The following is a 19,856-nucleotide window of genomic DNA, read 5'->3' on the forward strand; positions in this document are numbered from 1 at the left end:
TACCGTGGATAACTTCGTTTCCGCAGCTCAGAGGCGATATTTTGTCCACTGGTCCTGTGGGCGGAGGCGGTGGACAACCCGGGGCTTCTGTGGAGAACGGAAAGTTCTGCACACCCCGTGCACAGGTTGGTGCGACTTCTCCCCAGCGCCGTCCCCAGCTTTGCGCGTCTTTCCCACAGGGCCTCCGGGCAACGTGGTGTGACGCCTTTCACTCGACCCGGTCAGGGGACGCGTCGCGTTGCCGAACAGTGGACAGAGATGTGGAGAAGCCGGTGATCGCTGGGGACAAGGGGCCCTAGCCTGTGGGTGGCCGGTGGACAACTCCGCGCACAGCCTGTGGACCGGCAATTCGTCCACAGGCTGTGGATTTCTTTCGTCCACGAATCCACACCCCGCTGACCTGGCAGGACGCCGAACCGGTCGACCGACCTGTGGACACGATCTGAACAACTTCCCGGTCCCCAGCGTGTGGACGGAAGAAAGTCACCGAATCTGTGGAGAGCGGCCGTAACCCGGCAGGTAATCGAACAACCGGTGTCCGCCGGGCATCCACACCGGTCGCCCGTGCCGGTTCCGGAAGCTCCCTCACGGCGCACCGTCGTCTCACCGGACAGCGCCCTTCGGCGCCCTTCGGGCCTCTGGGAGCCCTGCTGAGCCCGTCGGCACCCCGAGGTGTCCCGAGAGCGCCCTACATGTCGGCACACGCCTCTGAGCCGCCCACGTCCTCCACCGCGCGCACGCCCTTCCCCGCGCCCATGTCCTTCACCGCGGGCACGCCCTTCCCCGCGCCCTCGCCTCGGACGCGCGAAGGCGCCCCCGGAACTCGTCCAGGGGCGCCCACAGGCTGTGGAAGGCGGCGCGGCGGCCGCAGGGTCCGCGCCTCGGTCAGCCGGCCTTGATGCGGTTGGTCAGCTCGGTCACCTGGTTGTAGATCGAGCGACGCTCGGCCATCAGATTGCGGATCTTGCGGTCGGCGTGCATCACCGTGGTGTGGTCACGGCCGCCGAAGAGGGCCCCGATCTTCGGCAGCGACAGATCCGTCAGCTCCCGGCACAGGTACATGGCGATCTGCCGAGCGGTCACCAGCGCGCGCCCGCGCGAGGTGCCGCACAGGTCCTCGACGGTCAGTCCGAAGTAGTCCGCCGTGGCGCTCATGATGGCCGTCGAGGTGATCTCGGGTGCCGAGTCCTCCCCGCCGGGGATCAGGTCCTTCAGGACGATCTCCGTCAGGCCCAGGTCCACGGGCTGCCGGTTGAGCGAGGCGAACGCCGTCACCCGGATCAGCGCGCCCTCCAGCTCACGGATGTTCCGCGAGATCCGCGAGGCGATGAACTCCAGCACCTCGGGAGGGGCGTTCAGCTGCTCCTGCACCGCCTTCTTGCGCAGGATCGCGATCCGCGTCTCCAGCTCGGGGGGCTGGACGTCGGTGATCAGACCCCACTCGAAGCGGTTGCGCAGCCGGTCCTCCAGCGTCACCAGCTGCTTCGGCGGCCGGTCGCTGCTGAGGACGATCTGCTTGTTGGCGTTGTGGAGCGTGTTGAAGGTGTGGAAGAACTCCTCCTGTGTCGACTCCTTGTCCGCCAGGAACTGGATGTCGTCGACCAGCAGGATGTCCATCTCGCGGTAGCGCTTGCGGAAGCTGTCGCCCTTGCCGTCGCGGATGGAGTTGATGAACTCGTTGGTGAACTCCTCCGAGCTCACGTACCGCACGCGCGTACCCGGGTACAGGCTCCGTGCGTAGTGCCCGATGGCGTGCAGCAGGTGGGTCTTGCCGAGCCCGGACTCGCCGTAGATGAACAGCGGGTTGTACGCCTTGGCGGGTGCCTCGGCGACGGCGACGGCGGCCGCGTGCGCGAAGCGGTTGGACGCGCCGATGACGAAGGTGTCGAACAGGTACTTCGGGTTCAGCCGCGCGGTCGGCTCCCCGGGACCGCCGGACGGGGCCGGCTGGCCGCCGAGCGGTCCGGAGCCGCTTCCGGTGCCGCCCGGCGAGGGCAGGGACGGTACTCCCGGGCCGCCTCGGTGCGCGGGACCGCCGCCCGCCTGCGGCTCGGGCAGCTCCCGCCGCCCGCCGTCTCGCTGCTCGTAGTCGCCGCGCTGCTGGTCATAGGCCGGCTCGTACGGCTCGTACGGCTTCTCGTACTGGTCGTACGGCTTCTCGTACGACGGACGCTCCGGTGCCTGCTGGTGGTAGTCGGGGGCCGGAGCGCCGTAGGAGTCCTGCGGCGGTGACGCGTACGGGTCGCGCTCGGGGAAGCCGAGGCGCTGCTGCTGCCATCCGTAGTCGTCCTGCTGGGCGCGCGGCCAGGCGCCCGGCTCGGGACGCTGGTACTCGCCCGGGTAGGCCGGGCGGGCGGTGGGCAGCTGGTCGCCGCGGTGCCGGCCGTAGCCGCCGTCGTACGGCGGGGTGTCGTACCCGCCGTCGTACGGGTTGGACGACGGCAGCTCGGGCTCCTCGTAGCGCGGCTGCCGCTGCGACTGGGCGGGCGGCGCGGGCGGGGGACCACCCACGGAGTCGTCGACGGTGATCGCGATGCGGATCGGGCGGCCGCACTCCCGGCTCAGCGTCTCGCTGACGATCGGGGCGAGCCGGCCCTCCAGCACGTCCTTCGCGAACTCGTTCGGCACGGCCAGCAGCGCGGTGTCCGCGACCAGGGCCAGCGGCTGGGTGCGGCGCAGCCAGTGCTCGTCCTTCGCCTCGACACCCTGGCCACGGCCCTCACCGAGGAGCTGCTCCAGAACACGTGGCCACACTGCGGCAAGATCGGCAGGTACGTCGGCCACAGAGCACGCTCTCTCACGGGGTCACACGATCGTGTGATCGTGAGACGGATCGGGATGTAAATCGGGTGGGTGGGGGACAAGGGAACGAATCGGAGTCCAGCCACGGTAGTCAGCGCGACCGGTACGGTTCAAGTTGTTGTCCCCAGGCTGTGGACAGTGTCCCCCGCAGGCCGTCGGTTTGACCGGATGGCGTAGCCCCGCGTACCGTAACCAGGTCGAGTTGTCGATGGCTGCTGCCGCCTGCCTCCGATGGGCACAGATCGCTACAGGTGATCGGAAAGCGGTGCACTCGGGCGTGACGCGAGCTACTCGTGGGCGCACGGTGACAGCCAGGACGGCACCCCGCCACCACCGATTTCTTTCTGGAGCCCCCGAGTGAGCAAGCGCACCTTCCAGCCGAACAACCGTCGTCGCGCGAAGACCCACGGCTTCCGGCTGCGTATGCGCACCCGTGCCGGCCGCGCGATCCTCGCGTCCCGCCGTAGCAAGGGTCGCGCCCGCCTGTCCGCCTGATCCCGGTCAGGTCATGCCGTCGTGCTGCCCACCGAGAACCGGCTGAGGCGGCGCGAGGACTTCGCGACCGCGGTACGACGAGGGCGCCGGGCCGGACGCCCGACGCTCGTCGTCCACCTTCGAAGCGGTGCCACGGACCCGCACGCGCCTGGGGAGAGCGCTCCCCCGACGCGTGCGGGTTTCGTCGTGAGCAAGGCAGTGGGCGGCGCGGTCGTACGCAATACGGTGAAGCGTCGACTGCGCCATCTCATGCGGGACAGAGTCGCCCTCCTTCCCCCCGGTAGCCTGGTAGTCGTACGAGCGCTGCCCGGAGCGGGTGACGCCGGCCACGCACAGCTGGCCCAAGACCTTGATGCCGCCCTTCAACGGCTGCTGGGAGGGGGCGCGCGATGAAGTATCCGCTGCTGGCTCTGATCAAGCTGTACCAGTGGACGATCAGTCCGCTTCTCGGGCCGGTCTGCAAGTACTACCCGTCGTGCTCCCACTACGGGTACACCGCCATCGACCGGCACGGCGCGATCAAGGGAACGGCACTCACCGCCTGGCGCATCCTGCGGTGCAATCCGTGGTCGCTGGGCGGTGTGGACCATGTGCCGCCGCGTAAGCGTCCGCGGTGGCACGAGATGGTGCGCGAAGCCTGGCGCACACGCAGGGGCGGGCCCTCCGCCGCCGAAACGGCCACCGAGGACAATGTGTCCTCGAGCCCGGCCGCAGAGACACCGTCCCATGCCCAAGGAGCATGATTAGTGGACACGATTGCCAGCCTCTTCAGTTTCATCACCTGGCCCGTTTCCTGGGTCATCGTCCAGTTCCACAGGGTGTACGGCGCGATCTTCGGCCCTGACACCGGGTGGGCCTGGGGCCTGTCCATCGTGTCCCTGGTGATCGTGATCCGGATCTGCCTGATCCCGCTCTTCGTGAAGCAGATCAAGGCGACGCGGGCCATGCAGACGCTCCAGCCCGAGATGAAGAAGATCCAGGAGCGCTACAAGAACGACCGGCAGCGCCAGTCCGAGGAAATGATGAAGCTGTACAAGGAGACGGGTACCAACCCGCTCTCCTCGTGCCTTCCGATCCTCTTGCAGTCGCCGTTCTTCTTCGCCCTGTACCACGTGCTCAACGGCATCGCCAAGGGCGACACCATCGGGTACATCAACCAGGCCCAGCTGGAGAGCGCCAAGCACGCGCACATCTTCGGCGCCCCGCTCGCGGCGAAGTTCACCGACGGCGCGTCGACGATCGAAGCGCTCGGTGCCACCCTCACCGACGTCCGGGTCGTCACCGCCATCATGATCGTCCTGATGTCGGCGTCCCAGTTCTTCACCCAGCGCCAGCTGATGACGAAGAACGTCGACACCACGGTGAAGACGCCGTTCATGCAGCAGCAGAAGATGCTGATGTACATCTTCCCGGTCATGTTCGCCGTCTTCGGCATCAACTTCCCGGTCGGTGTCCTCGTCTACTGGCTGACCACCAACGTGTGGACCATGGGCCAGCAGATGTACGTCATCCACAACAACCCGACCCCGGGTTCCAAGGCCCAGGCCGCCTACCTGGAGCGCCTCCAGAAGCGCGTCACGGAGCACGGCAAGATCCGCCGCCGCAGCGAGAAGGTCATCGTCAAGGCGATCGTCGCCAAGGGCCGGGACCGCAACGAGCACGAGCGGAAGTTCATCAACGGTCTGAACAAGGCGGGCCTCGCGGCACAGGCCGACGGCACCGTCGTCAAGGGCGAGACGCAGTCCGCCCAGATCGAAGACGGCGGCACCACGACCACCACCACCGCCACCGCCCGGCGTCAGCAGCCCAAGCGGCAGAGCAAGGCCCAGCGCCAGACCGGGGGCCCCAAGGCGGCCGGCGAGACCACGTCGCTGAGCAAGGGCGACGAGCCGCAGGACGCCAAGCCCGCCGACGCTGCGAAGAAGGCCCCCTCCAAGCCCGGCTCCGGTGGCCGCAGCAAGGCCCAGTCCGGGCAGCGCAAGGGTGGCCCGCAGCGCCCCAAGTCCCCGTCCAAGAAGTAAGAAGGAGCCCATCCCGTGACGGAAGGCACCACCTCCTCCGCCGAGGGTGCAGACACCCTGACCCGCCTGGAGCAGGAGGGCGAGATCGCGGCGGACTACCTCGAGGGTCTGCTGGACATCGCCGATCTCGACGGCGACATCGACATGGACGTCGAGGCCGACCGTGCCGCTGTGTCGATCATCAGCGACAGCGGCAGCCGCGACCTGCAGAAGCTGGTCGGCCGGGACGGCGAGGTGCTGGAGGCGCTGCAGGAACTGACGCGCCTGGCGGTGCACCGGGAGACCGGAGACCGCAGTCGGCTGATGCTGGACATCGCGGGCTACCGGGCCAAGAAGCGCACCGAGCTCTCCGAGCTGGGCGCCAAGGCCGCCGCCGACGCGAAGAACAGCGGCGAGCCGGTCAAGCTCAAGCCGATGACGCCGTTCGAGCGCAAGGTCGTGCACGACGCGGTCAAGGCAGCCGGCCTGCGCAGTGAGTCCGAGGGCGAGGAGCCGCAGCGCTTCGTCGTCGTCCTCCCCGACTGATTCGGTCCTACGTCATCCCGGCCCCGTCTGTTGCGCAGGCGGGGCCGGTCTTTGTCAGCCTGATAGTTCTGGTGGTCGGCGCGCGAGGCGCTGATGCGGTACGGAAGGACGGTCCCCGTGACGGAGGCAGCGGAGCTCCCCCCTGCGCCCGAGCAGGCTCGCGCGGTATTCGGTGATCGCTTCGCGGATGCGGTCCGGTACGCCGAGCTGCTGGCCGAGGCCGGTGTGCAGCGGGGGCTCATCGGCCCCCGCGAGGTGCCCCGCCTCTGGGAGCGGCACCTGCTGAACTGCGCGGTGCTCTCGGAGGTCGTGCCCGAAGGCGTCACCGTGTGCGATGTCGGCTCCGGCGCCGGCCTGCCCGGAATCCCCCTGGCTCTCGTCAGGGACGATCTCAAGATCACTCTGCTGGAGCCGCTGCTGCGGCGGACGAACTTCCTCACGGAGGTCGTCGAGCTGCTCGGCCTGGACCACGTGACCGTGGTGCGTGGCCGTGCCGAGGAGGTCATGGGCAAGCTCCCGCCCGTGCACGTGGTGACGGCGCGGGCTGTGGCTCCGCTGGACCGCCTGGCCACCTGGGGCATCCCCCTGCTGCGCCCGTACGGTGAGATGCTCGCGCTCAAGGGCGACACCGCCGAGGAGGAGCTGAAGAGCGCGGCGACCGCGCTGAGCAAACTCGGTGCGGTGCAGACGTCCATCCTTCACGTCGGGGACGGCGTGGTCGACCCACTGTCCACGGTCGTGCGTGTGGAGGTCGGGGAAAGCCCCGGCGGTGTGCGATTCGCGGCCAAGCGGGCGAAGGCGGCCCGCACGGGACGGACACGCCGACGTCGTTGAGCGGTACTCCACACAAGCTGCCCCGCCCCGCATGACGGAGTGTCGCGCCGGTTCCGCCGACAGCGCTGTGCATCGTGTTTCACGTGAAACGTCGCTCACTGCTGCACGGCATCATCAGCCGGGGCCGGGCCGCGGCCGAACCCCGCGACCGTAAGCCTCTCGGTTCACTCGATGAGGGATCGGAGTTGTCCACAGAGGTGGATTTCTCCACAGAACGCCCGGCCTCACTGGTTCACGACCCCGGAGGCATGGGAGGCTCTGTTCATTGCGAGCCTGAAGTCGAGGAGAGTGAATCCTTGCGGTCCGACGCCAACATCGCGGGACCGATGACCGATCCGGTCCCCGGTCCCCGTACCGAGTCGTTCGGGGAGGATGTTTCACGTGAAACACCGCCTCCGATGGACGACACTCCGATCGGTCGTGCTGCCCAACTGGCGGTAGAGGCTCTGGGCCGCGCCGGTGAGGGCCTCCCGCGGCCCGAGCAGACGCGTGTCATCGTGGTCGCCAACCAGAAGGGCGGAGTGGGCAAGACGACGACGACCGTCAATCTCGCCGCCTCTCTGGCCCTGCACGGTGGCCGTGTCCTGGTGGTCGACCTCGACCCGCAGGGCAACGCGTCCACGGCGCTGGGGATCGACCATCATGCCGAGGTTCCCTCGATCTATGACGTGCTGGTCGACAGCAGGCCGCTCTCCGAGGTCGTGCAGCCGGTCCCCGATGTGGAGGGCCTGTTCTGCGCTCCCGCCACGATCGATCTCGCGGGTGCGGAGATCGAGCTGGTGTCCCTGGTGGCGCGGGAGAGCCGGCTGCAGCGGGCCATCCAGGCCTACGAGCAACCGCTGGACTACATCCTCATCGACTGCCCGCCCTCACTCGGCCTGCTGACGGTCAACGCGCTGGTGGCCGGTCAGGAGGTCCTGATCCCGATCCAGTGCGAGTACTACGCGCTGGAGGGGCTGGGGCAGCTGTTGCGCAACGTCGACCTGGTGCGGGGGCACCTCAACCCCGCCCTGCACGTGTCGACCATCCTGCTCACCATGTACGACGGCCGGACCCGACTCGCGTCCCAGGTCGCGGAAGAGGTGCGCACCCACTTCGGCGACGAGGTGCTGCGGACGAGCATTCCCCGCTCGGTCCGTATCTCCGAGGCGCCGAGCTACGGACAGACCGTGCTGACCTACGATCCCGGATCGAGCGGTGCGCTGTCCTATCTTGAGGCGGCCCGAGAGATCGCTCTGAGGGGAGTCAGCGTCAGTTATGACGCCTCACACGCCCATACCGGCGCGCAGAGCAACCCGAACATGGTGGAGGGGATCCAGTGAGTGAGCGACGGAGGGGGCTGGGTCGTGGTCTCAACGCACTGATCCCCAACGCCTCCACGGAGAAGTTGCCGGCGTCCGCGGCGGTGGGAAACGGCGGCAGCGCCTCCCCCGGCGGGATGCCGGTGCTGACGACCGATCGTGGGGTGGCCGCGGCGAAGGTGGCCATGCTGGCGTCTGTTTCACGTGAAACAGAGGAGCCGGCCCTCAACAGCGGTCCGGAGCAGCCGTCGGCCCCCGTGGGCGCCTACTTCGCGGAGATCCCGCTCGACGACATCACGCCGAACCCGCGTCAGCCGCGTGAGCACTTCGACGAGGACGCCCTGCAGGAGCTCATCACCTCCATCCAGGAGGTCGGGCTGCTTCAGCCGGTCGTCGTCCGGCAGCTGGAGGCCGGGCGTTTCGAGCTCATCATGGGCGAGCGCCGTTGGCGGGCCTGCCGTGAAGCCGGGCTCGATGCCATCCCGGCGATCGTGCGGGCCACGGAGGACGACAAGCTTCTCCTGGACGCCCTGCTGGAGAACCTGCACCGGTCCCAGCTGAACCCGATCGAGGAAGCGGCCGCCTACGATCAGCTGCTGAAGGACTTCAACTGCACACACGATCAGCTGGCCGACCGCATCGGGCGCTCCCGCCCGCAGGTCTCCAACACGCTGCGTCTGCTGAAGCTCTCTCCGGCTGTGCAGCGTCGGGTGGCGGCGGGAGTCCTGTCCGCAGGGCATGCCCGGGCCCTGCTCTCCGTGGAGGACTCTGAGGAGCAGGACCGGCTCGCCCACCGGATCGTGGCCGAGGGGCTCTCGGTGCGTTCCGTCGAGGAGATCGTGAACCTGATGGGTTCTCGCCCTCAGTCGGCGCCCCGTGCCAAGAAGCCCCGTGCAGGCGCCCGCGTCTCCCCGGCGTTGTCCGACCTCGCCACTCGGCTCTCGGACCGCTTCGAGACCCGGGTGAAGGTGGACCTGGGGCAGAAGAAGGGCAAGATCACTGTGGAGTTCGCCTCCATGGAGGACTTGGAACGGATCCTCGACACGCTTGCCCCCGGGGAGGCCCCCGCCCTGCAGAAGGGGCTTACCGAGGGCGGCAGCGAAGAAGCCGATTCCTGAGCCACAGCTGCCGTCGGTTCGGGCCATTGGCCCTGTCGACCACTGAGCGGGTCGTGTCCGGTGTGTGCCGGAACACGACCCGCTCTTTGCTTTTTGTCGGTGTCGAGAGAATCGCATCGTGGATACGATGCGTGAAGGTATGGCGCGATCACCGGTCGGAGCGCTCTGCCGGCGCTCGCGGTGGTGCGGGTGAAGGAAGTGAGGAACAGCCTTCATGGGGCGTCGGCTTGTACCGCTCACGCTGGACAACCTTCAGGACCTTCCGCAGCGGTGCCGTTCATGCGTCTTCTGGGAGTTGGACCCCGTCAGCGGCGAGGCCGCGGTGAGGGCAGGAACGGCCGCGCTGGAGAAAGAGTCATGGATCTCCGCCGTACTGCTCGACTGGGGATCCTGCGGCCGCGTGGTCTACGTCGATGATGTCGCGGTCGGCTTCGTGCTTTACGCGCCGCCCGCCTACGTGCCGCGCTCCATGGCGTTTCCCACCAGCCCGGTGTCGCCCGACGCGGTCCAGTTGATGACCGCGTTCATCCTGCCCCGGTACCAGGGGCAGGGACTGGGCCGGGTCATGGTGCAGACGGTCGCCAAGGATCTGCTGCGTCGAGGCTTCAAGGCGATCGAGGCGTTCGGCGATGCCCGCTGGAAGGATCCGGCCTGTCTGCTGCCGGCTGACCATCTCACCGCGGTGGGCTTCAAGACGGTGCGTTCTCATCCCCGATATCCGCGGCTGCGGCTGGAGCTGCGCTCCACGATCTCCTGGAAGGAAGATGTGGAGATGGCGCTGGACCGGCTGCTGGGGGCGGTTCAGAAGGAGCCCGCGCTGCGACCGCTGTGAAGCTGTCGGCAATGAAGAAGCGGGGCCGACCCCCTCAGGGTCGACCCCGCTCATGTTTCACGTGAAACATCGGCAGCCGGAGCCACAGCTCGGCGTGTCACTCGGCGATGAAGTCCTCAAGATCGCGCAGGATCGCGGCCTTCGGCTTGGCGCCGACGATCGTCTTGGCGACCTCGCCGCCCTGGTAGACGTTCAGGGTCGGAATGGACATGACGCCGTACTTCGCGGCCGTACCCGGGTTCTCGTCGATGTTCAGCTTGACGATCTCGATCTTGTCGCCGTGCTCGGCGGCGATCGCCTCAAGGGACGGAGCGATCTGGCGGCACGGGCCGCACCAAGCGGCCCAGAAGTCCACCAGGACCGGCTTGTCGCTCTTGAGTACGTCCTGCTCGAAGGAGTCGTCGGTCACGTTCTTCAGGTTGGCCACGGGGGGCTCCTCGGTGGTCGTTGCGTGTGGAGGGGGGAGGAAGGAGGTCAGACGGAGGTCTTCTCGGGCTCGGCCTGCTGCTCGGTGTCCGCGAGGGCGGCGAGGAAGCGCTCGGCGTCCAGGGCGGCGGAGCAGCCGGTGCCGGCCGCGGTGATGGCCTGGCGGTAGGTGTGGTCCACCACGTCGCCGGCGGCGAAGACACCGGTGGCGTTCGTCCGCGTGGACGGGGCGGCCACCTTCAGGTAGCCCTCCTCGTCCAGGTCGAGCTGGCCCTTGAAGAGTTCGGTGCGCGGGTCGTGGCCGATCGCGATGAACAGGCCGGTGACCGGAAGGTCGGACAGCTCGCCCGTCTTCACGTTCCGCAGCTTCAGCCCGGCGAGCTTCTGCTCGCCCTGGACCTCGGCGACCTCGCTGTCCCAGACGAACTTGATCTTCGGGTCGGCGAAGGCACGCTCCTGCATGGCCTTGGAGGCGCGCAGGGTGTCCCGGCGGTGGACGACGGTGACCGACTTGGCGAAGCGCGAGAGGAAGGTCGCCTCCTCCATCGCGGTGTCCCCGCCGCCGATGACGGCGATGTCCTGGTCCTTGAAGAAGAAGCCGTCGCAGGTGGCGCACCAGGAGACGCCGCGGCCGGAGAGCGCGTCCTCGTTCGGCAGACCGAGCTTGCGGTGCTGGGAGCCGGTCGCCACGATGACGGCCTTGGCCTGGTGCACGGTGCCCGAGGTGTCCGTGACGGTCTTGATCTCACCGGTCAGATCGACGGAGACGATGTCATCGGGGACCAGCTCGGCGCCGAAACGCTCGGCCTGGGCGCGCATGTTGTCCATGAGCTCGGGGCCCATGATGCCGTCCTGGAAGCCGGGGAAGTTCTCGACCTCGGTGGTGTTCATCAGGGCACCGCCCGCGGTGACAGCCCCCTCGAACACGAGCGGCTTCAGCGACGCGCGCGCGGTGTAGAGCGCTGCGGTGTAGCCGGCAGGCCCGGAGCCGATGATGATCACGTTACGGACGTCGCTCACGGCTGAATTCCTCGTCTCTGGTCTGCTTCGTTCGACCGGTGGGAGCCTCTCTGAACTCTCACCCCACCCAACGGATCCTAAGGGGCGCGCATTCCCGGTGTGGCCGGGCACACGGAGGGTCACGGACGGAGAGCGGGCATCGGAATTCCGTCGGCGTGTCAGGGTCGTACGTAGGTGTCCTTCAAGAGGACTTCGGCCCGGACGGACGGGTGCTGCAGGCATGCCGTGTCCACGAGGTAGGCCGTGACGCGGGTGCTGTCCGAGGCGTCGGGAAGGACCACCAGAAGGACGGTCCGGCCTTGGTAGACGCCCGGCTCGGTGGCCAGGGCCGTGTCCTGCTTGCCGATGGCCTTCTCGACACAGGCGGGAACGGTCGGCTGGGTCAGGACCCGGGGCGACTGGGTGTCGGCCCCGCCCTCCATGCCCAGGCCGTAGGGAGTCCGGGAGCCTGTGTCCTGCGCGAGCAGCGTGGACACGTGCTGTCGCAGCGTGGTCGCGGCGAAGGTGTCCGCGGCGGTGGAGCGCCGGTGAGCCGTGGGGTCGTCGCTCGTGTCGCCGTTCAGGAGCGACGACACCAGAACGGAGCCGAGGCTGAGAGCGACCGCGCCGAAGACCGCGCCGAGTACGGCGATCTTGCGGCGTCCACGGCGGGGACGCTCCTTGCGGCCCGGCCCGGTTCCGGCAGCGCGGGCGTGTCCCGCCGGGCGGTCGGGAGCTGATGTTTCACGTGAAACGCGGAACGCGGCGCCCTCGGTGGCGGACGTCCTCTCCTCGGCGAGCGCGTCCTCGATGCGTTGGGCGACCTCGTCCGGCATGGGCTCCGGCTCCGGCAGGGAGCCGAGCAGGTCCTGGACCTCCTCCAGTGAGGCCTGGACGTCGGCGCAGAGGGCACACCCGTCCAGGTGCCGACGCAGATCCGTGGCCTGGGTGGGACTGAGTAGACCTTCGACGAGGTCGGAGATCTCCGTGACGTCCGGGTGCCCGGTCATGTCCGTCGTCGATGTCACGCTCGCCCACCTCCGCCCTTCACAGCAGCTGAGTCGCCTGTCCCGGCACCACCCGGACCCTCGGGGGGAGGACCCGCTGCGGGTGGGACGGATGTCCCCTGCGCCCGGTTCCGCCCCGTCCTCGCTTCTTCCTCGTCGTCGGCTCTTTCCGGCCGGAGATGGGTGAGCAGGGGGAGGAGTCTGGCCCTGCCCCGGGCACAGCGGCTCTTGACCGTGCCGACCGGCACGTCGAGGACCTGAGCGGCCTCGGCCACGGGATAGCCCTGCATGTCGACCAGGACCAGGGCGGCCCGCTGGTCCGGCGGAAGCGTGCCGAGAGCTTCGAGGAGCTGGCGGTGGACGTCATTGCGCTCGGCCGGGACGGAAGCCGACTCGTGCGGCTCCAGCAGCTGCTCAAGGCGCTCGGGGTCATCGACCGGCGCGGTCTTGCGGGAGGCGGCCTTGCGGGCACGGTCGAGGCAGGCATTGACCGTGATGCGGTGGAGCCAGGTCGTGACGGCCGACCGGCCCCGGAAGGTGTGCGCGGCCCGGTAGGCGGACACCAGAGCGTCCTGGACGGCGTCGGCGGCCTCCTCGCGGTCCCCCAGCGTCCGCAGAGCCACCGCCCACAGCCGGTCGCGATGACGGCGTACGAGCTCACCGAAGGCGTCGGGGTCGCCGTCCACATGGTGGTCGAGCAGGGCTTGGTCACTCACCCCGTCGAACCGGACGCCACCGTCCGCCATCGGCCCCCTCCCCCTCCGGTGAGACGTCAGCCCGTGAACTTCAGGTCGGTGATGGCCTGTTTGTAGCCGGCGCCACTGTAGCTGTCGCCCGGTGCGTACGGCAGGGCGGTGAGCCACACCAGGACGTACCGCGTCTTCACCGCTCCGGTCACCTTGACGGTCGCCTCGGTTCCTGTCGTCGTCAGGGTGCCGAGCCGCCGCATCGAACTCACCGGTGTGGCGGAACTCGTCGAGTCCGTCGCGTACAGCGTGATCGTGGTGTGGCCACCGGAGTTCCCGGGATACTTCAACCCTATCGACGCGGCCGACACCCTTTGTTCGGAGCCGAGGTCGTAGACGATCCCGACGCCGGGCTTGAAGGACGGCTTCATCTCGGGCCCGTCCACGAAGCTCTTCGTACGCCAGTAGGTCGAAGAGCTCCCGTCATAGGTTTTGGCCACGTCCTCCGGCGCCTGGGCGTCCCCCTTGGCGACGTACTCCGTGGCACCCGCGATGGTGAGTGGCTTGGCCGGCTTGGCGGTGGGGTTCTTGTCCTCGCCGTCCGTCGTCTGGGTCTGGTTGGTGTCGTCGGACTGGCTGCCCTGGTCCATCAGGGCGTCCGCGAGCTGCCAGCTGCCCAGGCCCAGCGCGGCGATCAGCAGGGCCGACACCGCCCACTTCAGGGCGCGTCCGGTGCGGCTCTGCAACGGCGGGGGAGGTGTGGGCACCGGCTGGGCGGCGCCCGGGTGCGGCGCGGAACGGCCGTAGCTGCCCTGCTGGTAGGTGGTGCGCTGGTATTCGGGCGGAGCGGTGAAGGCGGGCTCCGGCGGCCGGATGCGGGGCATCTCGCCGATCGCCTTCACCAGCTCCTCGGGAGTGGCGCACGCGGCCTCGTGGCGGGATGCGGTCGCGCCGTCGTTGACGAGGGCCCGCATGGACAGTTCGGACAGGCCGCGGTGGACACCGGCCCGCACCTGGTCGGGGGCGATCAGTCCGATGTCCTTGGGCAGCCCGGACAGGCCGTAGGCGTCGTTCTCGTACGGCCAGCGCTGGGTGAGCGCCGCGTACAGCAGCGCTCCGATCGCCTCGGTGTCGGTGCGCTGCGGGGTGTCCGAGCTGATGCCGCGCAGGGCGGCGTTCACGGCGAGGCCCCGGATGCGCCACTGGCCGGTGGAGGTGCGCAGCACCGCGTTGGGGTTGAGCCGCAGATGGGCCAGTCCCTCACGGTGCGCGGCGGCCATGGCGGCGGCGATCTGACTCACCATCTGATAGGCGTCGTGCGGCTCCAGGGGACCGGTGGTGAGCAGCGTGGTGAGTTCGGTGGCGTCGGGGAGCCATTCGTGGACGACGTAGACAAGGTCGTTCTCCTCGACGGCGTCCAGTACCTGGACGAAGCGAGGGTCACCGAGCAGCGCGGCGGACCGTGCGGCGGCCAGCACGGAGCGGGCCCGCGCGTGGTCGGCCGGCAGGACGTGGACCCCGACGGCGCGCCGTAGTTTCTCGTCGACTGCGCGCCAACTGCTGAACCCGTCCAGACGGGTGACGCAGTCCTCCAGCCGGTACCGCCTGGCCAGTTTGTGGCCGCTGTGCAGCTCTGGCGGTGAGGCCTTTCCGGGACGCTCGGTCCCGCCGCTCCCCTGTGCCTCGTCGTTGTCCGTGTCCCGCTCCCGGTTCGTGGCCACCCCGTCGGCCGTGGACTGGTCCGCCTGCGCGGTCAGCGGCTTGTCACCGCTGTTGTCTGCCACGTCGACGGCAGCCGTGCTCCGTTCCGCCACCGTCGTTCCTGCCTCCCCATTCCTTGCGCGCGTCCGACCCGGTGCGCGCCGTCCGACGCCGAACCCAATTGTGCCCACAGTCCGGCGCTATGCACGACACACGGCGGCGGACGATGGTTGTGCGTGTACCCTCTCCCGTCTCAGCGACCCAGGCGCCCACGGACCGTACCGACGAGCGAGTTGAGCTCATCGATCCGCATCCGCCGGGCGGCGACGTAGAAGATTCCCAGTAGGACGGCACCGCCGGCGAGCAGCGCGGCCAGGGAGCCGCCGACGCCCTGACCGAGGCTGTGGCCGATGCCGTAGCAGGCCGCGCCGCTGAGCGCCGCGGCCGGTACCGAGGCGATGCACAGCCTCGCGTACGTGCGCAGCACGCGGGCTCCGTCGAGGTCGCCGCCGAGCCGCTTGCGCAGCCGGCTCCAGGCGACGCCGACGCCGATCGCGTAGGCCAGGCCGTAGGAGGCGGCCATCCCGGCCACCGCCCAGCGGGCCGGGAGCACGAAGTAACAGACGGCAGAGGCACCCGCATTGACCGCGGCGACGATGACCGTGTTGTAGAAGGGGGTGCGGGTGTCCTCGTAGGCGTAGAAGGCCCGCAGCACCACGTACTGCACGGAGTACGGGATCAGGCCGAGGCCGAAGGCCATGAGCATGTAGCCCATGTTGGTGGCCTCGCTGGTGCCCGAGGACCCGAAGATCAGCGTGCACATGGGGATGCCGAGGGCGAGGAAGCCGAAGGCGATCGGCACGATCGCGACGGCCGTGGTGCGCAGTCCCTGGGAGATGTCGTCGCGGACGGCCCCTCCGTCGCCCTCGGCGGCCGAGCGGGAGATCCGCGGGAGCAGGGCGGCCATCAGGGAGACGGTGATGATGGCCTGCGGCAGGCCCCAGATCAGCTGGGCGTTGGCGTAGGCGGCGAAACCGGTGCCGTCGACAGGTGAGTTGTCGCCCGCCGCGGTGGAGAGCTGGGAGACGACGAGCGCGCCGGCCTGGTTGGCGAGGACGAACAGGAAGGTCCACTTGGCGAGCGTGGCCGCCTTGCCGAGCCCGTGGCCCTTCCAGTCGAAGCGCAGCCGCATCCGGAAGCCGGTCTCGCGCAGGTACGGGATCATCGCCAGCGCCTGCACGACCAGGCCGAGCAGGATGCCGATGCCGAGCAGCCGCTGGCCCTCCGGCGGGATGGTGGTGACCTCCATGCCGGAGTCGGCGGCGGTGCCGTACACCCACAGGAACATGCCCAGCGTCACGATGATGACGATGTTGTTCAGGACCGGCGTCCACATCATCGCGCCGAACCTCCCGCGCGCGTTGAGGACCTGGCCCATCACCACGTGGACGCCCATGAAGAAGATGGACGGCAGGAAGTACTGGACGAAGGTGACGCCCACCTCGTTGGCCGCCGGGTCGCTCGCGACCGAGTCCGACAGCAGTCGGATCAGCAGCGGTGCGGCGAAGATCGCGGCGACCGTCAGCAGCCCGAGCACCACCATGACGAGGGTGAGCAGGCGGTTGGCGTAGGCCTCGCCGCCGTCCTCGTCCTCCTTCATGGCACGCACCAGCTGCGGCACGAAGACGGAGTTCAGGCCGCCGCCGACGGTGAGGATGTAGATCATCGTCGGCAACTGGTAGGCCACCTGGAAGGTGTCACCGAGCAGGCCGACGCCGAGCGCGGAGACGATCATCGCGGACCGGATGAACCCGGTGAGCCGGGAGACCATGGTGCCGGCCGCCATCACGGCGCTGGACTGCAGCAGCCCGGCCGCCTTGCCCTTCCGGGCGGGCGGATCGGGGGTGGCTTCGGGTTCCTCGGCGGGCGCCGTGGTGCCCAGGTTCATGGTGCGGTCGTCGCCGGCCGCGGGGGGCACCGGGGCGTAGTGCTGCGGCACCGCCGCCGGGTTGCCCGGCGCGGGGGCCGGCCCGGGCACCACCGGCTCCGTGGGCGTGCCGGGGAGGCCGCCCCGCTGCTGGTCCCGGAAGAGGTGCGCGAAGGCGTCCGGCTGCTGCTGTTCCTCACCGGAGTGCGTCATCAGGTCGTCCACGCCCACGAACTGGGTGGTGCGGGGGTCGTCACCGTACGGCAGGTACTGGGTGGGCCCCTCCGGCTCGGGCGCCGGTGGCTGCGCCCACACACGCGGGTCGGGCGCGTACGGGGACTGCTGGGGCTGGGCGTACAGAGGCTGCTGGGGCTGCTGGGGCTGCTGGGCGCCAGGGGGTGGCGGTGGGTGCGCGGCACGGTCGTACAGCGCCTCGGCGACCGGGTCCTGCGCGCTGAGGTCCTGCGCTCGGTAGGGGTCCTGGTCGTAGGCGTCCTGGAGGTACATGTCCGCGGGATGCTGCGGCGGCACCTGACCGTGCTCGGGCGGCGGGCCCTCGGGGTGGCCCGAGCTGCCCGCGGCCTGGCCGCGGTCACCGTCGTACGGCGCGTTCATGGTTACCCCACCTCATCGTCCCGGGCCCACGGCCACGACATCCTCAACGGTCCACTCTCTCACCCGTGCCGGAAGGGTCGGCGCTTTCCGTTGCGGTGTCCGGTGTCCCGTCACTCGGCTGCTCCGGCTCGTCCGCCCCGGAGCGGACGCCGGACTCCTCCGCGGGCGGACCGTCGGAGCCCGCCGGGTTCTCCGGCTCGCCGGAGTTCTCGGCCGCGGCCTCGGCACCGTCCTCAGCGGCCCCGTCGGCCTCGCCGGCCTCGTCTGTCTCGTCCGGTTCCGCTGCCTCGCGGGCGGCGGCGCGCTTGCGCTGGCTGTACATCCGGAAGCCGGCCAGCACCAGCAGCAGCACCCCGCCGCCGATGACCAGCATCACGGTGGCCGTGATCTCGGTGACCTTCACGTCGAAGGTGACCGGAGCACCGTACGGCTGGCCGTCCTGCGTGTACAGCTGCGCGACCACCGTCGTCTGACCGTTGGTGTTGGCGGAGGTGGTGAACTTCACCGAGGCGTTGTGGCCGCCCGCGACCGCGATGGGCTGCTCGTCGTAGTCCTTGCCGGCGATCTCCAGCCGGGTCGGGTTGGTCGACGACAGCCGCAGCACCAGATGGTCGACACCCTGCACCAGGTTGTTCTGGACGGTGACGGGGATGGTGGCGCTGCGCCCGGAGAGCTTGGTGTCCGACTTGTCGATCAGCCTGACCTGGCCGGTGAGCGTCGCCAGGTACGACCGCACGCTCGCGCGGTAGCCGACGGCCTCGGTCGGCCGGCCCCGCCACGAGGCGGACATCTCCCGGTTTATGGCCCGCCCGAAGGGGGTCACCACGCGGGACTGGTCGGTGAGGATCACCTTGAAGTTGTCGAGCTTGTCCTGAGTGGCCGCGATCTCCTGGAAGGCGGCCCGCGGCAGTTCCCGCTTGCGCAGGGCCGAGGGGTACGACGACCCCGAGGGGACCCGCCTGGTGGCCTTCGGGTCGGGCTTGGCCGCGCCGGCCGCCACGAGCCCCTGCGCCTGCGACCAGGTGCTGCCCTGCAGGGCCGACACGGCCTCGGCCATCGCCCGCGCCTGCGCCGCGGTGAGCATTCGCTGCGGGGCGACGACGATGCTGCGCTGCTTGTTGACCTGCTGGCCGAGCGCGAGGCTCTGCGCGAGGAACTGCTGCACGGCGAGCGTGGATGCCGAGGCGCGCGTCAGGTCGCCCTCGAAGGCCGTCGACAGCCGGTAATCGGCGACGACCGCCGTGGTGCCGCCCCCGATGGGGCGGGCGGCGGACGGCGTGTACGACAGCTCGTCGGTCTCCTTGAGGCTGTCGCTGCGCGCGATCACCTTGTCGGCGCCCGCGGACGTGGCGACCTTGACGATCGAGGGGTCGACCGCGCCCTGCACCGGCCAGGCGAAGTCGGTGCTCGGCGTCACGTGGAGGACCGTCTGGACCGTGGTGGCGGCGACGTCGGTGGCCGCCTTGAGCTGGCTGAGGGAACCGGTGACATTGGTGCCGTTGTGGGCGAGGGAGGCCAGGTCGGGGTCGGCGAAGGGCAGGGCGACGACCTCCTTGCCCGCCACCGCCTGCTGCAACCGGGCGAGCCACTCCTTGGCGACGGCCTGATGGGAGCCCGGCGTGGTGGTGTCCTCACCCGTGCGGAGACGGTAGCCGCCGGCCATGGCGTCGACGGACGCCAGTAGGTCCGGGTCGATCACCCAGGTGACGTCCAGCTCCTTGCCCAGCGAGAGCAGCTGGTCGAGGCGACCGCCGGGGGAGATCTCCGTGGCGAGGTCGTCGTCGAGGAAGATCGGCGTCTGCTCCTCGTTCGATCCGGTCTCCGCCGTCATGTGGACGGTCGAGACCAGCGGCCAGAGCACCGTCGTCCTCGTCCGGGTGTCCGGTTCGTCCGGCTGCCAGGGCAGGAACGTGCGCTGGACACCCAGCGTCTGGTCCCACGACTGGGCGGAGGGCCGGCCGGACAGGGTGACGCCGAGCGGGTAGACGCCCTCGTCGTCGAGGTTGAGCTTGTCGACGGGCACAGAGATCGTGAAGTGCTCCGCGACACCCGGGCTGAGTTCGGCGAACTCCGCGCTGTAGGCGTCGTCCAGCTCCCTGCCGTCGTAGGCGGGCAGCTCATCGGCGTGCCGGGCGGTGTCGGCGACCGCCGAGCGGGTGCTCAGTGCGGAGCCGAGCCGCAGGTTCACATGGGCGTCGGTGACCTTCTTCGTGCCCCTGTTGGTGACCGAACCGGAGATCGTCACGGTGTCACCCTCGGCGGGGGCGCTCGGGGTGAGCGAGTCGACGGAGACGGCCACGGATCCCTTGTCCGCGGTCTCTCCGACACCCTCCCGGCCGGTCGCCTGCGCGGCGGACGGCGCGGGCAGCTGGAGCAGACCGGCCAGCAGAGGCGCCCCCACGAGCAGTGCTCCGGTGCGCCGCAGCCACCGGCGGGCAGGTGAGGGAGTCATCCCCGGGGTGTCTGCCGCCTCGGCCACGCGTTCGTCCGTCCCTTGTCCTCAGTAGTCCGTCAGTGATCCGTCAGTGGTCGTCGGAAAGTGCGTCCACGCATGGTAACGATGTGCG

At 69.4% G+C, this 19,856-nt stretch carries 17 protein-coding genes; 9 read left to right on the top strand and 8 right to left on the bottom strand.

Annotated features, from left to right (window positions below; translation table 11 throughout):
* Positions 1-885: 885 nt before the first annotated feature.
* Entirely contained in the window at positions 886-2,784 is a 1,899-nt protein-coding gene (gene dnaA / locus ACSLTV_RS00870; RefSeq protein ID WP_432136544.1) for a chromosomal replication initiator protein DnaA, read from the bottom strand.
* A 375-nt stretch (positions 2,785-3,159) separates the two neighbouring features.
* On the opposite strand from dnaA, the gene rpmH reads away from it, so the two are divergent.
* From rpmH to ACSLTV_RS00915, 9 genes are all read left to right on the top strand, one after another.
* On the top strand, positions 3,160-3,297 hold the full coding sequence (gene rpmH / locus ACSLTV_RS00875) for a 50S ribosomal protein L34 (protein ID WP_003956500.1): 138 nt from the start codon (positions 3,160-3,162) through the stop codon (positions 3,295-3,297).
* Between the two features lie 21 nt (positions 3,298-3,318).
* The gene (rnpA, locus tag ACSLTV_RS00880) at positions 3,319-3,690 is read left to right on the top strand and encodes a ribonuclease P protein component (RefSeq protein ID WP_432136545.1); all 372 of its coding nucleotides are present in this window, start codon (positions 3,319-3,321) and stop codon (positions 3,688-3,690) included.
* Complete coding sequence (gene yidD / locus ACSLTV_RS00885) at positions 3,687-4,040, top strand: membrane protein insertion efficiency factor YidD (protein WP_432136546.1); 354 nt, start codon at positions 3,687-3,689, stop codon at positions 4,038-4,040. The genes rnpA and yidD overlap by 4 nt, the downstream gene beginning before the upstream one ends.
* A 3-nt stretch (positions 4,041-4,043) precedes the next feature.
* Positions 4,044-5,318 carry a membrane protein insertase YidC gene (gene yidC, locus ACSLTV_RS00890; protein ID WP_435611446.1) on the top strand — a complete coding sequence of 425 codons (1,275 nt, stop codon included), beginning with the start codon at positions 4,044-4,046 and terminating at the stop codon, positions 5,316-5,318.
* A 15-nt stretch (positions 5,319-5,333) separates the two neighbouring features.
* Complete coding sequence (locus ACSLTV_RS00895; protein WP_432136548.1) at positions 5,334-5,843, top strand: protein jag; 510 nt, start codon at positions 5,334-5,336, stop codon at positions 5,841-5,843.
* Positions 5,844-5,960: 117 nt separating this feature from the next.
* Positions 5,961-6,677: a 16S rRNA (guanine(527)-N(7))-methyltransferase RsmG gene (gene rsmG, locus ACSLTV_RS00900; protein WP_432136549.1), complete on the top strand. Its 717-nt coding sequence runs from the start codon at positions 5,961-5,963 to the stop codon at positions 6,675-6,677.
* A 248-nt stretch (positions 6,678-6,925) separates the two neighbouring features.
* Positions 6,926-7,999, top strand: coding sequence for an AAA family ATPase (locus ACSLTV_RS00905; RefSeq protein ID WP_432136668.1), 1,074 nt, complete (start codon positions 6,926-6,928; stop codon positions 7,997-7,999).
* Positions 7,996-9,096 carry a ParB/RepB/Spo0J family partition protein gene (locus tag ACSLTV_RS00910; RefSeq protein ID WP_432136550.1) on the top strand — a complete coding sequence of 367 codons (1,101 nt, stop codon included), beginning with the start codon at positions 7,996-7,998 and terminating at the stop codon, positions 9,094-9,096. Before ACSLTV_RS00905 ends, ACSLTV_RS00910 begins: the two co-directional genes overlap by 4 nt.
* 214 nt (positions 9,097-9,310) lie before the next feature.
* Positions 9,311-9,928, top strand: a complete 618-nt coding sequence (locus ACSLTV_RS00915) for a GNAT family N-acetyltransferase (RefSeq protein WP_432136551.1) — start codon at positions 9,311-9,313, stop codon at positions 9,926-9,928.
* 97 nt (positions 9,929-10,025) lie between these two features.
* On the opposite strand, the gene trxA is transcribed toward ACSLTV_RS00915, so the two are convergent.
* From trxA to ACSLTV_RS00950, 7 genes are all read right to left on the bottom strand, one after another.
* Positions 10,026-10,355: a thioredoxin gene (trxA, locus tag ACSLTV_RS00920; RefSeq protein WP_432136552.1), complete on the bottom strand. Its 330-nt coding sequence runs from the start codon at positions 10,353-10,355 to the stop codon at positions 10,026-10,028.
* A gap of 47 nt (positions 10,356-10,402) precedes the next feature.
* Positions 10,403-11,374: a thioredoxin-disulfide reductase gene (trxB, locus tag ACSLTV_RS00925; RefSeq protein ID WP_432136553.1), complete on the bottom strand. Its 972-nt coding sequence runs from the start codon at positions 11,372-11,374 to the stop codon at positions 10,403-10,405.
* Positions 11,375-11,532: 158 nt separating this feature from the next.
* Positions 11,533-12,381, bottom strand: a complete 849-nt coding sequence (locus ACSLTV_RS00930; protein ID WP_435611447.1) for an anti-sigma factor family protein — start codon at positions 12,379-12,381, stop codon at positions 11,533-11,535.
* Positions 12,378-13,106: an RNA polymerase sigma factor SigM gene (gene sigM, locus ACSLTV_RS00935; protein ID WP_432136555.1), complete on the bottom strand. Its 729-nt coding sequence runs from the start codon at positions 13,104-13,106 to the stop codon at positions 12,378-12,380. Before sigM ends, ACSLTV_RS00930 begins: the two co-directional genes overlap by 4 nt.
* 26 nt (positions 13,107-13,132) lie before the next feature.
* A complete protein-coding gene (locus ACSLTV_RS00940; protein WP_432156563.1) occupies positions 13,133-14,860 on the bottom strand; it encodes a protein kinase family protein in 1,728 nt (575 codons plus the stop codon).
* A 140-nt stretch (positions 14,861-15,000) separates the two neighbouring features.
* The gene (gene murJ / locus ACSLTV_RS00945) at positions 15,001-17,289 is read right to left on the bottom strand and encodes a murein biosynthesis integral membrane protein MurJ (protein WP_432136557.1); all 2,289 of its coding nucleotides are present in this window, start codon (positions 17,287-17,289) and stop codon (positions 15,001-15,003) included.
* Between the two features lie 43 nt (positions 17,290-17,332).
* On the bottom strand, positions 17,333-19,768 hold the full coding sequence (locus tag ACSLTV_RS00950) for a DUF6049 family protein (RefSeq protein WP_435611448.1): 2,436 nt from the start codon (positions 19,766-19,768) through the stop codon (positions 17,333-17,335).
* Positions 19,769-19,856: the final 88 nt, after the last annotated feature.

It is taken from the genome of Streptomyces sp. bgisy159, from assembly GCF_965341775.1.
GTDB lineage: Bacteria > Actinomycetota > Actinomycetes > Streptomycetales > Streptomycetaceae > Streptomyces.

Bases quoted from the DNA above. Each gene is read 5' to 3' on its own strand.
- yidD (WP_432136546.1), top strand. From the start codon at position 3,687: ATGAAGTATCCGCTGCTGGCTCTGATCAAGCTGTACCAGTGGACGATC.
- ACSLTV_RS00905 (WP_432136668.1), top strand. From the start codon at position 6,926: ATGGGAGGCTCTGTTCATTGCGAGCCTGAAGTCGAGGAGAGTGAATCC.
- ACSLTV_RS00915 (WP_432136551.1), top strand. From the start codon at position 9,311: ATGGGGCGTCGGCTTGTACCGCTCACGCTGGACAACCTTCAGGACCTT.
- sigM (WP_432136555.1), bottom strand. From the start codon at position 13,106: ATGGCGGACGGTGGCGTCCGGTTCGACGGGGTGAGTGACCAAGCCCTG.
- murJ (WP_432136557.1), bottom strand. From the start codon at position 17,289: ATGAACGCGCCGTACGACGGTGACCGCGGCCAGGCCGCGGGCAGCTCG.